Origin of the sequence: Rhodococcus sp. IEGM 1305 (assembly GCF_030058635.1) — a bacterium.
Taxonomy (GTDB): domain Bacteria; phylum Actinomycetota; class Actinomycetes; order Mycobacteriales; family Mycobacteriaceae; genus Rhodococcus_F; species Rhodococcus_F opacus_D.
Genome location: NZ_JASHKX010000002.1, coordinates 539408 through 553197, shown reverse-complemented (window position 1 = coordinate 553197; position 13790 = coordinate 539408). Strand labels below are relative to the sequence as shown.

13 protein-coding genes are annotated in these 13790 nt (G+C 62.7%); 4 read left to right on the top strand and 9 right to left on the bottom strand.

Going from position 1 to position 13790, the window contains the following annotated elements:
- Positions 1–42: 42 nt before the first annotated feature.
- Positions 43–1008: a glycosyltransferase family 2 protein gene (locus QM693_RS06175; RefSeq protein ID WP_283351732.1), complete on the top strand. Its 966-nt coding sequence runs from the start codon at positions 43–45 to the stop codon at positions 1006–1008.
- Positions 1005–2120, top strand: a complete 1116-nt coding sequence (locus QM693_RS06170; RefSeq protein WP_283351731.1) for a polysaccharide pyruvyl transferase family protein — start codon at positions 1005–1007, stop codon at positions 2118–2120. Before QM693_RS06175 ends, QM693_RS06170 begins: the two co-directional genes overlap by 4 nt.
- Here the strand turns inward: QM693_RS06170 and QM693_RS06165 are convergent.
- From QM693_RS06165 to QM693_RS06135, 7 genes are all read right to left on the bottom strand, one after another.
- Positions 2105–3388, bottom strand: coding sequence for a lipopolysaccharide biosynthesis protein (locus tag QM693_RS06165; RefSeq protein WP_283351730.1), 1284 nt, complete (start codon positions 3386–3388; stop codon positions 2105–2107). The two genes, QM693_RS06170 and QM693_RS06165, sit on opposite strands and share 16 nt — an antisense overlap.
- A 17-nt stretch (positions 3389–3405) precedes the next feature.
- Positions 3406–4482 (bottom strand): Coenzyme F420 hydrogenase/dehydrogenase, beta subunit C-terminal domain, encoded by a 1077-nt coding sequence (locus QM693_RS06160; protein ID WP_283351729.1) that lies wholly within the window; start codon positions 4480–4482, stop codon positions 3406–3408.
- A 138-nt stretch (positions 4483–4620) separates the two neighbouring features.
- Positions 4621–6033 (bottom strand): O-antigen ligase family protein, encoded by a 1413-nt coding sequence (locus QM693_RS06155; protein WP_283351728.1) that lies wholly within the window; start codon positions 6031–6033, stop codon positions 4621–4623.
- A gap of 42 nt (positions 6034–6075) precedes the next feature.
- Positions 6076–7182: a DUF1972 domain-containing protein gene (locus QM693_RS06150; RefSeq protein ID WP_283351727.1), complete on the bottom strand. Its 1107-nt coding sequence runs from the start codon at positions 7180–7182 to the stop codon at positions 6076–6078.
- A 54-nt stretch (positions 7183–7236) separates the two neighbouring features.
- Positions 7237–8325 carry a glycosyltransferase family 4 protein gene (locus QM693_RS06145; RefSeq protein ID WP_283351726.1) on the bottom strand — a complete coding sequence of 363 codons (1089 nt, stop codon included), beginning with the start codon at positions 8323–8325 and terminating at the stop codon, positions 7237–7239.
- Positions 8326–8410: 85 nt separating this feature from the next.
- A complete protein-coding gene (locus tag QM693_RS06140) occupies positions 8411–9925 on the bottom strand; it encodes a sugar transferase (RefSeq protein WP_283351725.1) in 1515 nt (504 codons plus the stop codon).
- Between the two features lie 533 nt (positions 9926–10458).
- Complete coding sequence (locus QM693_RS06135; RefSeq protein WP_283351724.1) at positions 10459–10830, bottom strand: hypothetical protein; 372 nt, start codon at positions 10828–10830, stop codon at positions 10459–10461.
- Positions 10831–11020: 190 nt separating this feature from the next.
- Here QM693_RS06135 and QM693_RS06130 point away from each other — a divergent pair, with 190 nt between their 5' ends.
- Complete coding sequence (locus tag QM693_RS06130) at positions 11021–11767, top strand: alpha/beta hydrolase family protein (RefSeq protein WP_283351723.1); 747 nt, start codon at positions 11021–11023, stop codon at positions 11765–11767.
- 24 nt (positions 11768–11791) lie between these two features.
- On the opposite strand, the gene QM693_RS06125 is transcribed toward QM693_RS06130, so the two are convergent.
- Positions 11792–12271 carry a chromosome condensation regulator RCC1 gene (locus QM693_RS06125; RefSeq protein ID WP_283351722.1) on the bottom strand — a complete coding sequence of 160 codons (480 nt, stop codon included), beginning with the start codon at positions 12269–12271 and terminating at the stop codon, positions 11792–11794.
- A gap of 110 nt (positions 12272–12381) precedes the next feature.
- Complete coding sequence (locus QM693_RS06120) at positions 12382–12912, bottom strand: ester cyclase (RefSeq protein ID WP_283351812.1); 531 nt, start codon at positions 12910–12912, stop codon at positions 12382–12384.
- 151 nt (positions 12913–13063) lie between these two features.
- Here QM693_RS06120 and QM693_RS06115 point away from each other — a divergent pair, with 151 nt between their 5' ends.
- Positions 13064–13789 carry an HAD family hydrolase gene (locus QM693_RS06115; protein ID WP_105414169.1) on the top strand — a complete coding sequence of 242 codons (726 nt, stop codon included), beginning with the start codon at positions 13064–13066 and terminating at the stop codon, positions 13787–13789.
- Position 13790: the final 1 nt, after the last annotated feature.

Genomic DNA, 13790 nt, shown 5'->3' with positions numbered 1-13790 from the left:
TCGTCGGTTATGCACTACCCACGCACGAATCGAAGGAACGTGATGAGCGAATCGCAGGTTTCCGTGATAATAGTGACCTACAACAGCGAAGCCGTCATCGGCGATTGCGTTCGCCCACTGTCCCGACAGGACGGAATCGAGCTCATCGTGCTGGACAACGCTTCCGCGGATCGCACACTGGCGGTTCTCGCTGAGGAAGCGCCAGACGCAGTCGTAGTTCGGAACGAGGAGAACGTGGGTTTCGCCCGTGGTGTCAACCGCGCGGCACGCCATGCACGGGGGCGAGCGATACTGCTGCTCAATCCCGATGCACGCATCTCCCCTCGAGACGTACTCGCTCTGGCGACCATCTTCGACGAGTCGCCAGAGGTCGGGATCGTCGCACCGACGCTCACTCAACCGGCCGGCCGCCTCCAGATCCGCGAGGGCGGCAGGAGACCCAACGTCGTCAGCGTGTTCAACCACTTTTCGGGCCTTTCGCGACTGTCGCACAGACATCCTCGTTTCGAAGGTCTGTATCTCCTCCATACCCACGACTTCGCAACGCGAGAGCTGGATTGGGTATCCGGAGCATGCATGATGGTCCGCAAGCAGACATGGGACGAATTGGGCGGACTCACCGAAAGATGGTTCATGTATGCGGAGGACCTGGAGTTCTGTCTTCGCACACGGCAACACGGCATGCGAATCATCATGAGTGCCGAACAAACAGGAACCCACGTTGTCGGAGGCAGTACAGGCCCCAACGCATCGGAAAGGCCGAATCCTGCATGGGTGATCAATCTCTACGACTTGTACAAGTGGAAGATGGCCCAGAATCGTGTGCAGAGTGTGGTGTGGAAAGCCTCCGTCGCCGCTGGCCTACTATCGAGGTCGGTGGCGTTCTACATGAAATCGCTCGGCTCACCGGAACGGTCAGTGCTGTGGCGGTCCGAGTCGCACAAGTTCCTCTGGTACACCCGCTCACTTCTCGCGCAATCCAGCAGAATCGATGAGGTCACGGCATGACCGGTCCGAATCCGCGAATCCTCGTGCTCTGGGCCGATCGGGAGTCGACGAATCTCGGCCTTCGCGCTCTGGCGGAGGGAACAGAGTCGATTGTCGAACGGAGATGGCCGAACGCCGAATTGACCTTCCACACCCAGGACAGTGACGACACCCCACTCAGCAAGCGAAGCGTGCTCCGGGACGTCTTCCGCTCACGCGGACCGATCAAGCGGGAACTCTCCCGATACGACGCGATTCTGGACACCGGCGCGGGCGACAGCTTCACGGACATCTACGGGCTTCGACGCCTCATCTTGATGGCCTATGTACAGCGCGTCGCCGCACAGTTGCGGGTGCCGACCATTCTAATGCCCCAGACGATCGGCCCTTTCGACAGCAGGCTCGGGCGGATCATCGCGACGAGATCCCTCGAACGGGCCACCAGCGTGTTCGCCCGCGATCCAGTCAGTCTCGAGTATGCGAAACAGCTGGGAAGGCAGTCGACGTCCGAGTCGACAGACCTGGTGTTTGCGCTGCCGCGTACAGAACACACCGGCGATATCGAGCGGGACGTGGTGATCAACGTCTCCGGGCTTCTCTGGCACGAAAATCCGCACGTCGACTACGAAAGCTATCGTCGATCCATCACTGCCCTGATCGATGGGCTGCTCCAACGCGATCGTAGGGTCGCCCTCCTTGCCCACGTCCTCGATTCGGCTGTGACAGATAACGATGTACCGGCAGTCCGAGAACTCGGGAGGTACTTCGCAGACTCGGTCGAGATCCTCGTTCCGGACTCCCTAACATCGGTTCGCGGCATTCTCGCCACGGCCGATGTGGTCGTCGGTGCGCGCATGCACGCCTGCCTCAACTCGCTGTCCGTGGGTACGCCGGCGATCCCCTGGGCGTACTCGCGCAAGTTCGCACCACTGATGGATGCGCTGGGGTGGAACCTGCACGTCGATCTGAGAACGACAACGGATCCAGCTCGCGAGACCCTCATGCTCATCGACTCGACGGACTTCACCGTGGCACGCAACCGGGTGCTGCAACTCCTTGTCGGGACCGATTCGAGGATGGACGAACTCGGTGCCACCCTCGGCGACATCGGTGTCGGTCAGACAGCGCCGTGATCGATGTGGCCCTTGGTCACGACAGTGAAGGCTTGACGGAGGTCACCGGCGTGAAACAGCAACGACGTGGCACTCAGTCGGAGGGCACGCACGCTCGCGAGGGTTGTCAACAGCCAGCCCGCAACAGACGCCAGCGCCGCCCCTGCGCCGCCCAGAGCAGGTCCCAGAACAAACATCAATGCGACGCTCAGACCCAGTCCGACTAGCTGCGCGGCGGTCATGAGGACACCTTTGTCTTGCGCCACAAGCATCTGTGACGCAACATAGTTCACGGTTAGAAGGACTGATCCGCACAGACAGATCAGAGTGATCGAAACCGAACCCCGGAAGCCCTCACCAAAGATGAGAGGAATGAGCAGGGGCGTCGCACATGCCAACACCACGACAGGCACGATAGCGGTCAGGGCGGTGATACGAATCGACAACGCCGACAGGCGCATATTCGCCTCCCCTACCGAGGCAGCGGCATCCCTGAACATTACGGACGCAATCGTGTGCCCCAGGGTCATCGGCAAGCTCGCAACTGTTATCGCGATAGCAAACAATCCCGCATCGTGAGCCCCGATCGCGACCACTGCGATGATCTGAGGAAGCGTATTCGACGCGGTCTCTGCCGCTTGACTCCCGGAAAAGGCAATGCTTTCTAGCGCCAATGGACGAAGGCGCGATCTCGGTCCACGCGGCGATATCCGCGTGAGATACACCCCCATGAGGGTGGACAGAAGTGTGCTCACTGCCGCACAGACAAGTACCCACGGCAGGGTCAGGCTTCCGAGAATCCATCCGAGGGCGACTCCGAATGTAAGTGCAACTGGTTGCGTCGATTGCAGAAGCGCGATGGCGCCGTATCGCCGGCCTCCGATCAACACGCTCTGAAAGCAGAGTGTTGCGACGAATCCAACGGAACAACCCATCCCGAGAATGAATGCCCTGGCACTGTCGGGATCGAGTTCAGTGACGACATACCGCTCGATCAGGAAGCCAACCGCAACTGCCACCGGAACCAAGAACGGCAGAACAAGGTATACGGCACGTAGCGTCGCGTCAGGAGCACCTGTCGACGCACGCCGGCGCACGGCAAGCGGTAGCCCCATCCCCAGAACTACCGGCGCGAGAACCGTGGCGGCGAAGCAGGCCGAATAGAGGCCCCGCCCTGCGGGCCCTAACTCTCGCGCGATCACCGGAGCAGTGATCAGGGGGGAAAGCTGGACGATCAGTCGTGTCACCGCAATGATGCTCGGCGACTGGACAGCCGCCGAGATCTTCACCCGCGCATCGCTACCAGCTACCATCGCCGGGCCCGTCGAAACGTTCCGGCCGCGGCACGCAGGGTTCTGACCGGTGATCGCAACGCCAACCACCACAGGCGAAAGCCGCGATACCGGGGCGTCGGGTGTCCCGCAAGCCTGCTTCCCGCTAGACGTCCCAGCAGGGTGGCGCGCCGAACCACCTGGAACGGTTGCACAGCCGCAACATCGTCCGGGTCGACTGCGCGGACCGAGATCACGCCTTCCTGAGCCGCACGCCGGATGACCTCCTCGCCTCGCCTTGTCCTCGCGATCAGAACGCTGAGCCCATCCTGATCGGTGAAGTCGGGGTAGCCCTTGGCGTCCGCACGCCAGAAGTCACCGGCAGAGATATCCGCGCTTTCGCCGACGCCGTCCGGACACAGCTTGCAACGCTGCTGGACCGCCGGCCCGAGATGCTTCCCCCACGAGTCGTCATAAGTCGTCCGAACCGAGTTGCCCCGTGCATCCTCCGCGTAGAAGTCGCCTGGCCAGCCATGCCCCCGGTATCGCATTGCTGCCAACTCAGTGCCCTCGTCCACGCCGAGCTCGCGGATCAGGGAGTCGGTCGCGTGCTGACTGGGTACACCCGCGCAGAAGAATGAAAGCAGCAGCGGAGGCTGTTGATCGCGGGACTTCGCAAGCGCTCTCAGCGCGGCTATCTCGCAGGGCTTCCCGACGACCGCTGACCCTGGATCGTCGATGTCGGCCACCGCCGCATTCGCAGTGGGTGCATACCGTGACCCTGCGGCCCGGACGACATCCAATCTCGTCCGGACTGCACTCGATTCGGTCCTCGCAGGACCCGACTCCGCGGCGGCGGCGACAACGACACTGTCGATCTGCCCGGTGGCGAGCAACCATTCGTTCAGGGCCGTGAGGGTGCCACCACTGCTGCCCTTGAATCGGATGTCCTCGTCAAGTGCGTAAGCCTCCCAGATCGACACTATCGGGCCCAGGAAATCGTGACGGGTGGCATCGGCTGGACGCTGTGCCTGCACGGAAATACCGGGACACGACTGGCGGAACTCCGCCAAGGCTGTCGGGTCGGTTTCCGACGAATCGGACGAGCTCATACGGGGACGGATGAATCCGTTGTCCGCGAGTGCCAGGGCAACGTCCTTGTCGAGTAGCGCACATGCCCCACAACCGGAACAGTTTCCGCGTCGCACGACCTCCGCAATCTCGGCGTGCAGGAGGTTCCGGTGCATGAGTCAGAGTCCCTTCATCGCAGGGGATGCCGTCGCGGAGCTGTCGTCGTGCCCGTGCGCCGAGGAATCCCCGTCGACATTCGTCCCCTCGTCCTCGTCTGTCATCGGACGGATCAGCGACGCCATGATGATCCAGGTAACGCCGAACCAGAACATGCTGGTCATCGTTGCTGCCGCGGCAAACGTCACCACGACCGCGTAGGCAATCGGTCTTCTCTGCCACGGCACGTGGCGCAACACCGTGACGACGAGCCCCACCAACAACAACAAACCGACGATGCCCACGTCGTAGAGTATCTGCACCGGAAGCATGATGATGTGGCCGGGAACTCCGGGCGAGCCTGGCTGGTCGTGGCGCAGACTGAATGTGTTGGTGCCGTTGCCGATCCAAAGGTGTGCTCCGTGCATGTCTTCGGCGGCAGCCTTCGCTACCTCGATCCTGAAACCTATGTTTCCGCCCTGAAAGTCGATGTCACCCAACTTACCCGACGGCTCGAGTGCCTCCGCAGTGGAGGACGACGCCGCCGTCACTGCCGGTTCTGCCCGCCCGACATCCTCACCGAAGGCGGGAAGGAAGGTTGCAACGCCGTAGCCGACAGCAATCCCCACGATCAAGAGCACCGGGCCGAACCAAAGCCCTGTGCGTTGCCTACCGTTCTGATACGAACGCACCACTTCGTACGCGAGATAGACGATCAGACCTACGACCAGGCAGAAGACGGCCGTGCGTGTTTGTGAACCGATAACTCCCAGGGGCACAGCGACGGCAGCGGCGATCATCCAGATTCGGTTGCGTCCCTTTCGCGCCACCAGGAGAAGAGTCCACAACACCAGGATCGACGCGTAGATGTTGGCTTCCTGCGACGTCATGCGCGCTACGTAGACCTGGTACATCCCGTCGAAATCCGTACCAGGTGTGAAGCCGCCATGCGAAACGTTGGCGACGATGAACGCGGCGAATCCTGCCAGTCCCCATGGAACGACCCAACGTATACCGGTGTTCTCAGCCCATATCGCGCGCGTGCCGAGCGAGATGACTCCCGCGAGCAGCAGTAGATCGATGACCAACCAAACAAGGATCGACGCACTCTTTCCGAGGCTCGGAGAGAACATCAGCGTGGCGACGACATTCCAGGCGATGAACGCACCGAAGACGAGCACCACCGGATGTGTCAGGGCGCGGAAGAGGTCGGCCCTGGTCCGCGCCCACGCACTCAGCCACCCTACGAGGAGTAGCGGAATCACCTGCTCGACGCGGACGTTGTAACCGGCTATCGCCACACCGTAATGGCCGAGGAAGGAGGACACGACAACAGCGACCACCAGCGCGAGGGTCACCAACTCATGCCTGTCGCGCTCGTGGATGAGAGTGCGCCAACCGGCGACACGTCGAGGTTCAGTGGACTGCGCAATCATCAATCAAGGTCCTTGGAGATTTGTCGAACAACTCGAGGAGGATCAGCCGATCGCGGCGAGGAGAGACTGTTCGTAACGTTGGCAGACATCTTCCCAGGTGTAGTAGTCGTTCGCCCGTTGGAGCGCCCGATCTCGCATTACCTGCTGGCCTGCCGAATCGGCGATAACGTCCTTCACCGTGGTGACGATCGCCGAGGATTCGGCCGCGACAAATCTTCCTGCGTCACCGAGTACCTCGCGGTTGTACACGGTGTCGCGGGCGACGATGGGTGCTTGGCACGCCATAGCCTGAACCAACGCCGGATTTGTTCCACCCACACTGTGACCGTGAAAGTAGGCTCCGGCGTTCTGCCATAGTGAGAACAGTTTTCGGTCGTCGCTGACGTGGCCCATCCACGTGATCCGTTCATTTCGCTGCGCCAGGGCGCGCACCTGCTCATCCAACTCGCCGCCGTACCCCGATGATCCGACGATGACGACGTCGCGATCGCGACTCAGGACTTCTGCAGCTTCGAAGAACTCGACCACGGTGTTTTCCGGAACGAAACGTGCCACCATCAGTACGTACTTCTTCGGAGTGAGTCCCTCGACAGGGGGAAGCGGAGCGACGAAGTCGCCTCCGTACGGTATGAAATCGCCCTCACGTTGGAAGTCGTTTTCCCACCGACGCTTGATTTCGAGGGAATCGACCACCAAGCGCGTCGCGTAACGCGCCGTGAGGGAGGCACCGGTGCGAAACACCTTCTTGGCGCCCTTACCCCACTTTGCGCGCTCCCATTCGATCCCGTCCACGTTGACGACAGTGGGAATTCCACGTGACTTCAGCGCAGGCAGCCAGAACCCGTTCGCCACGTTCAGAACAAGGGCAACGTCGGGCTTCTTCACCGCCGCATCCAGGCAAGATGTCAGCCCGTAGGACAGCGTGCTGAGAGAGCGCGATTCGAACCCGATCGTGTTGCGGACAACGACTCTCCGGTCCCGGGCGGGGTCGGTAGGGACCGTTGCGCCCGGGCGTGAATAGACGGTGACATCCCACCCCTTCTCCGCCAGGCACGGAGCGAGACGCCGGATCAGGGTCTCGAAGCCGCCATAGTAACTCGGATATCCCCTCGTACCGATGATTGCAACCGAACGGCCCACTGACGTCATTGAACTCCTGCTCTTCCTGTCGAAACCACACTGTTCACAAAGAAGCGGTCGGGACTACGTGCTGTCGGCTAGTTCCGCGATGCCAGTTCTGATGGTTTCCACGGTGAAGTCCCAGTCCCCTGTTATTCGACATTCCGCACCCGGCGGCGTCGTATATCCCCGTTCATACCTGGCTGGGGCCAACAAATCGGTGATCGCGTTCGAGATCGCCGAGACGTCGTTCGGATCGACATACTCCGCAGCTCCGCCGAGATTCTCTCGGAATACTGGTATGTCGCTCACGAGAACGCGCGCGCCGAAGTACGCCGCCTCCACCGGCGGCAGGCCGTATCCCTCACCGAGGGAAAGGAAACAGAAGAGCGCGCAGTTCTCATAGAGCCACCGCAACTCGTCATCCGGCGCGAATTCGACGAACATGACTGCACCCGTGGCCACCCCCGACCTGACCACACTGGACTCCGAGAAGCGGCCCGATCTCTGACCGACAACGACGAGGGGAAAGTGCTCTGAGATTGCACCTGATTCGATCGCGGCGGCGATGGTGTTCTCCAGATTCTTGCGAATATTCAGTCGACCTACAGTCAGCAAGAACGCGTGGGACTTCAATCCGAACGATGGCTTTCGTGCAGGAGCGGTCAGAAGTGTCGTCGACAGCCCCAGGCCCGTCACAGCTACTTCCGACGAGAGGGAGTTGTACGCGGCTACGCGCTTCGCCTCGTGTTGCGTAGTGGTCATGACGAGACCGGTACGTTTCGCGAGGACCGGAATTGCCGAGAGGTAAAGTCGCTCGATCTTCGTGAACCACTCAGGGTTGCTCTGGAATAGAACGTCATGAACGAGAACCGCAGCGCTCGAGGTCGGTGCACCGAAATTCTGCAGAAAGATGGCGTCGAAATCTCGCCCTGACTTGAGGTAGAGGGGAAGCTCGATCGCGTTGATTGCCGGATGCCGTCTCATTCGCGTCGAAATACGCTCGACTCCCGCAGGCAACTCTGCATCGGAATTACTCCACTTGGACGGAATCGCAAGGACAAGTTCGTCGTCGGGGAACACCGCCCGCCATCTGCCGACGATCTCCCGCAACACGAGCCGGTTCGAATACGGGCCGTCAACCCACCAATAGGCATCGACCAGGATTCGCATTACCAGATCACCTGCTTTCCCGTGTCGATCTGCCTCGAAACACATCTCGAGATGGGCACCGCATCATTGACGTCGTCGTCGTGGATCAATACGCACCGTCACTCGCCACCACAGCCTTCAGGGTCTTGGCGATGATCAGCATGTCGCCGACCATCGACCAGTTCTCGACGTAGGACAGATCCAGACGTACCGAGTCCTCCCACGACAGGTCCGAGCGTCCGCTCACCTGCCACAGGCCGGTGACACCGGGCTTCACCAGGAGTCGGCGATGCACCTCGCTCGCGTAGGACTCGACCTCGACCCGCAGGGGAGGTCTCGGTCCCACCACACTCATTTCGCGTCGCAGCACGTTGATGAACTGTGGCAACTCGTCGATGCTGAACTTGCGCATGACGCGGCCGACACGAGTGACACGCGGATCCTCCCGCAGTTTGAACAGAACTCCGGCACCGTCGTTGTGCCCGCTCAGGGTCGCGCGGTGCTTGTCGGCGTCGTCCACCATCGACCGAAACTTCAGCATCGGGAACGGCCTGCCATCCATGCCCATTCGTTCCGATTTGTAGAACACCGGCCCTCGACTCGTCAGCTTGACCGCCACCGCCGCGACAACCATCACGGGACTCGCCAGCACGAGCGCAACAATGGCAAAGATCAGATCGAACGACGTCTTCCCGAACCGCTTCGCGCCGTGATAGCGCGGCTTCTCCACGTGGATCAGAGGCAGACCCGCGACAGGTCGCATCTCGAGGCGCGGCCCGGAGACGTCCATCATTCCCGGAGCGACCACCATGTCGACGTCCAACTGTTCGAGGTCCCACACCATTTCACGAAGCCCGTGATGGCCGAGATGCTCGGTCGCCGTGACCGCGACGGTGTCGGCACCGGATCGCTCGATCGCATCGACGACGTCGTGCTCGTCGCCGAGGACCGGAATCGACCGTCCGTCCACGGTGATCGTGTCGTCGGACGACCGGTAATGAGCTGGGATACATACCCCGACCACGGTGTACCCGTCCGCTGTTCCACGGTCGAAGGTCCTTGCGAGGTTGCGCACGGAGTGTTCGCCTCCGACGACCAACACCGATGTCTGGCACAGCCCGCGCGCACGCTTGCGAGCGAGGACGCGGCGCCACATCCAACGGGTCAGCAAGAGACCGAGCAGACCCGTGGGGAATGCGATCGCCAGGTACAGCCGTGCCAATTCCAACTGCAGGAGGAGCGCTGCGATCGCGATGAGCCCGAACAGTCGTAGCGTCGCGGTGGCGATGCGTCGATACTCCTCCGGGCCACTCCCGACCACTCGTGGGGATCGCACGTGAAAGACGGCGAGCATGGCGAGCCACGACGCCACGAGAGCGACGGAAATCAGACCGTAGCTCACATTGCTCAGAGTGCGTGAGTCGACAAGAGACCCGGGGCCTCCGAAGCGCACCCATTGAGCCAGAGCCACCGCTGCCACCACGACGAGGGTGTCGGTGAGGAGAATTCGCCTGATGTACACGGCCAGCCAGTGTCGGCGTGCGACCCCTCGTTGCGCTGAAACCGCCGCAACGCTGTGAACAGCTGAAGATCTCTCCACAGTCGAGTTGAACGTCGCCATGCATCCCCTCCACTGTCGAACCGACCGTCGGCAGAGTGTGATGGTCGAGTCGGCCGTTTCACGACAGCGGATCTCCGGACGCGGACAGTGCCGTCGTCACCAACGAGCAAAAACCAGAAGTGCCCCGAGCACCGCCATGTAGATAGACGACTTCGAACATTCACAACGAGTGTGGACGCTATCAGCGCGATTCCGTCCTGTCTCATCCGCACCGGCGACATGAGACCGTGCGGTCTGCACTAAATACGGACTGAGCAGCGGTTATTCGCTCCTACAATTGGTTCGGGGACAGTCTTTTTCGGCAAACTGACCACAGGTGTTCGGGCAGAAAGATTTTCACGCAGTCAAGTCCGCATCAAGGCGTCTTCGCGCACTCCAAGTTCTGCCAACACTCGAATTGCATACCCAAAGTTGGCGATTGCGAGACGTATGCGATCCCATCACCGAATCGAAGATCAATTTTCACGAGCCAGCACCGAAATTCGGTGACTGACTCGAGAATTCGAACGGTCCGGCATCGACGCTCTCCCGTGTCACGCCCCGCCAAGGTGGGGCGCGGCCGACGCACCGACCTGTGGCCGCCCCATTCGCGCCCGAACGCGGGCGGTCACCTGCCAGATCAAGGTCGTGTCATGGACGCTGATGCACGGCACGCCGAGCGCACGGGCGCGCTGAACGGCAGCCGACTCCTTCGGCGAACAACGTCCGTCCAGGATGTCCTCGGTGACGATGACGCAGAGCACGTCACCCTCGAGTTCGCGGATCGGTTCCATTCCGTGGAGGGCCACCCATTGCCGGACCATCGCCCACTGCGACACATCGTTGTAGCGGGTGGGATTGCCGACGAACAACACGCGGCGAGACCGCCGGGCTCGGGCGACCTCGATACTGGAGATGGGTGACATGCCGAAGGTTCCTGTCCACGTGAACGGTTGATCCCGGTACGAGACAACTCTCTCCCGCCCCGGCACCGGCGTCTGTCCACCGATCAGGCGGTGCATCGGATGAATCTCGACTCCCCCGATCAGGGGACACCCCCGCACGTGAGTGGCACAGTGTGCTCGGGTGCGCCTCGGCACTCACATGGGAGGTTGCATGATCACTGTTCTGTGCTGCCGCGGAATCGGTGAGGATCGGGGCGTCAACATGCTCACCAACACGACACAATTGCTGGATCCCGTGCGGTTCGTCGTCAAGCAGGTTCCGTGGGAGGCGAGCTACGGACCGGTGCCCGACCCGGGTGGTTCAGCGTTCGACAAGGCGCTGTCCGAAGGACGCACACTCCTGTTGCGGATGATCGCGGAGGACCCGAATCCCGTTGTTCTGCTCGGCTACTCGGGCGGCGCCGCGCTCGCCGGCAACGTGGCGGCCGAGGTGGGACGGGGCCAGCACCCCGCCCTGGATGTGCGTGGGGTCGGACTGATCGCCGATCCCCTCCGGCCGGCGTCTCCGGACCTGCCGGGGTGGGGCATCGCCGGGCAACGCCCGATCACGGGGATGCCCGTGTGGCAGATCGCCGACCCACTGGACGCCATCTGCTGCTGCCCGGGCAACTCGCCGCTGCGCACGTTCGCAGACCAGTCGGCGGCCTTCTCACTCGCCGACCCGGCGGCATGGGTGACGGACCTCCTCGACCGGCTCCGTACCCGCCGGTGGCAGGCGGTGATTCTGAACTGGTGGCGCCCGTGGACGGTGTGGCAGCAATACGCCGAGGCCATCGACGACGTGAACGGCTACCTGTTCCGGGGCGACCACACCAGTTACCGGGTGCGGCTCGCCCCGGGCACCGACCGGACCTACTGCGCGCTGCTCGCGGATCGCGTCAACGAACTGACCGAGTGAGTGTGCCCGCGCAGGCGGAGTGCATCAGGGATTCTCCGGTGTCTGTTCCTCGTTTCCCGGCGGATCCTCGCCCTCGGCCTCGGGATCTTCTCCCTCGACCGGCGGCTCGGTCTCCTCGACCGGCGGCTCCTCCTCGGCCACCGGCGGTTCCTCTTCGACCACGGGTGGCTGCTCGGATGCGGGTGGCTGCTCGACCGCCGGCGGAACCACTGCAGGCGGCGGTACCACCGGCGGCGGTTGCTGCTGGCCTGCGACCGGAGCCTGCCCACCCCCGCCGGAACCGCCCTGCCCGGTCCCCGACGAACCGCCGCCGCCTCCGTTCGACTCGGGCGCGACAGCCGGCGGTGCGAGCTCCGACGTCGGCGGAGTGGTCGTGGCGGCGGCGGGTGTCGCCTTTGTTGTCGAGCTGGACGTTTCGGATGTCGGCGTCGGTTCGCCGTCGGACCCGCAGGCCGACAGCGTCAGGAGCGCACAACTTGCCGCGATAACCACCGAGCGTTTCAAGGACCGTCTCCTTCGTTCGAGTATCTATCGATCGAACGGAACATACGGTCCGTTTGGTACGTTTTGGCGTTTTTGCGAGGAATCGTCACCCTTTCGACACGAACGGCGGCTCAGCTCTGCGCGTTTCTGCGCGCCGCACGCTTGGCCCAGGCATTGCGGACCATCGACAGCGGCGTCGGCGGCACCCAGCCCAGCTGGACCGCCTGACCGAGGTCGTCCCGGGTGGCCCAGTGCTCGATGACGCGGCCGTCTTCGACGCGCAACCAGTGCGACTGGTTGACCGCCAACGATCGCCCCGTGGGCGCGAACACCTGATCGATCGATCCCTGCTCGTCGTAGACGACGAAGGGTCCGACGTGCCTGCCCTTCATGATCGTGTAGACGACGGCGAGGTCGCCCTCGACGACGACATACTCGACGTCGAACCGCAGCTCGGCGAACGCGGAGCGCAGCCACACCGCGGTAGCGTAGAACGCGTCGGGTCCACGCCCTCGCGTCCGCGGGGGTTCCGTCGCGCTCTCCCGGTTGAATGCGTCCGAGTGGACGACGGAATCGAAATCGGCGCGGCTTCCGTTCGCCATGATCTCCATCGCGCGAACGGCGAGGGATTTCACTTGCTCCGATGGGGCCGGTTCCTCCATGTTCACGGTGCACTCCGCAACAGTCGGTGGGAACTCTCAGTATTCGACCGCCCTCGACTGGAAGTCAACGACCTGATGCCGGTCCGTTCGGTACAGGATTTGCGCGCGCCTCAGCGAAACCGCCGTCGACGGCGGTACCGTCGGGGAGGTGATGGGACTGCCTGATGCGATCTCGGCCTGCTTGTTCGATCTCGATGGTGTGCTCACGGCAACGGCGGTGCTGCACCGGAAGGCGTGGAAACGCACGTTCGACGAGTTCCTGAAGCATCGCGAGGGCGCCAACTTCCGGCCGTTCACCGACCAGGACTACTACGACTACGTCGACGGACGTCCCCGCGCCGACGGGGTCCGGACCTTTCTCACGTCCCGCAGCATCACGTTGCCGGAGGGATCGCCGGACGATCCACCCGGCGCCGAGACCGTGAACGGTGTCGGGAACAGCAAGAATCGGCTGCTGCTGAAAGTCATCGAGGAAGAGGGCGTCAGCCCCTACCCCGGTTCGGTCCGCTACATCAGCGCGGCGTACGACGCCGGCCTGAAGATCGCCGTGGTCACGTCGTCCGCGAACGGCAAGGCCGTCCTCGACGCGGCCGATCTCAGCCGCTACGTGCACGTCCGCATCGACGGGGTGGTGATCAGCGAGCAGGGCCTCCGCGGGAAACCCGCGCCGGATTCGTTTCTCGCGGCCGCCCGCGCCCTCAACGTGCATCCCGATCAGGCGGCCGTGTTCGAGGACGCCCTGTCCGGAGTGGAAGCGGGACGGGCAGGCGAATTCGGCTACGTCGTCGGGGTGAATCGCAACGATCAGGCCGAGGCGTTACGCGAACACGGCGCCGACGTGGTGGTGAACGACCTGGCCGAACTCCTGGAAAGGTGAG

Bases quoted from the DNA above. Each gene is read 5' to 3' on its own strand.
- QM693_RS06130 (WP_283351723.1), top strand. From the start codon at position 11,021: ATGATCACTGTTCTGTGCTGCCGCGGAATCGGTGAGGATCGGGGCGTC.
- QM693_RS06160 (WP_283351729.1), bottom strand. From the start codon at position 4,482: ATGAGCTCGTCCGATTCGTCGGAAACCGACCCGACAGCCTTGGCGGAG.
- QM693_RS06115 (WP_105414169.1), top strand. From the start codon at position 13,064: ATGGGACTGCCTGATGCGATCTCGGCCTGCTTGTTCGATCTCGATGGT.
- QM693_RS06120 (WP_283351812.1), bottom strand. From the start codon at position 12,912: ATGGAGGAACCGGCCCCATCGGAGCAAGTGAAATCCCTCGCCGTTCGC.
- QM693_RS06150 (WP_283351727.1), bottom strand. From the start codon at position 7,182: ATGACGTCAGTGGGCCGTTCGGTTGCAATCATCGGTACGAGGGGATAT.
- QM693_RS06140 (WP_283351725.1), bottom strand. From the start codon at position 9,925: ATGGCGACGTTCAACTCGACTGTGGAGAGATCTTCAGCTGTTCACAGC.
- QM693_RS06170 (WP_283351731.1), top strand. From the start codon at position 1,005: ATGACCGGTCCGAATCCGCGAATCCTCGTGCTCTGGGCCGATCGGGAG.
- QM693_RS06135 (WP_283351724.1), bottom strand. From the start codon at position 10,830: ATGTCACCCATCTCCAGTATCGAGGTCGCCCGAGCCCGGCGGTCTCGC.
- QM693_RS06155 (WP_283351728.1), bottom strand. From the start codon at position 6,033: ATGATTGCGCAGTCCACTGAACCTCGACGTGTCGCCGGTTGGCGCACT.
- QM693_RS06145 (WP_283351726.1), bottom strand. From the start codon at position 8,325: ATGCGAATCCTGGTCGATGCCTATTGGTGGGTTGACGGCCCGTATTCG.
- QM693_RS06175 (WP_283351732.1), top strand. From the start codon at position 43: ATGAGCGAATCGCAGGTTTCCGTGATAATAGTGACCTACAACAGCGAA.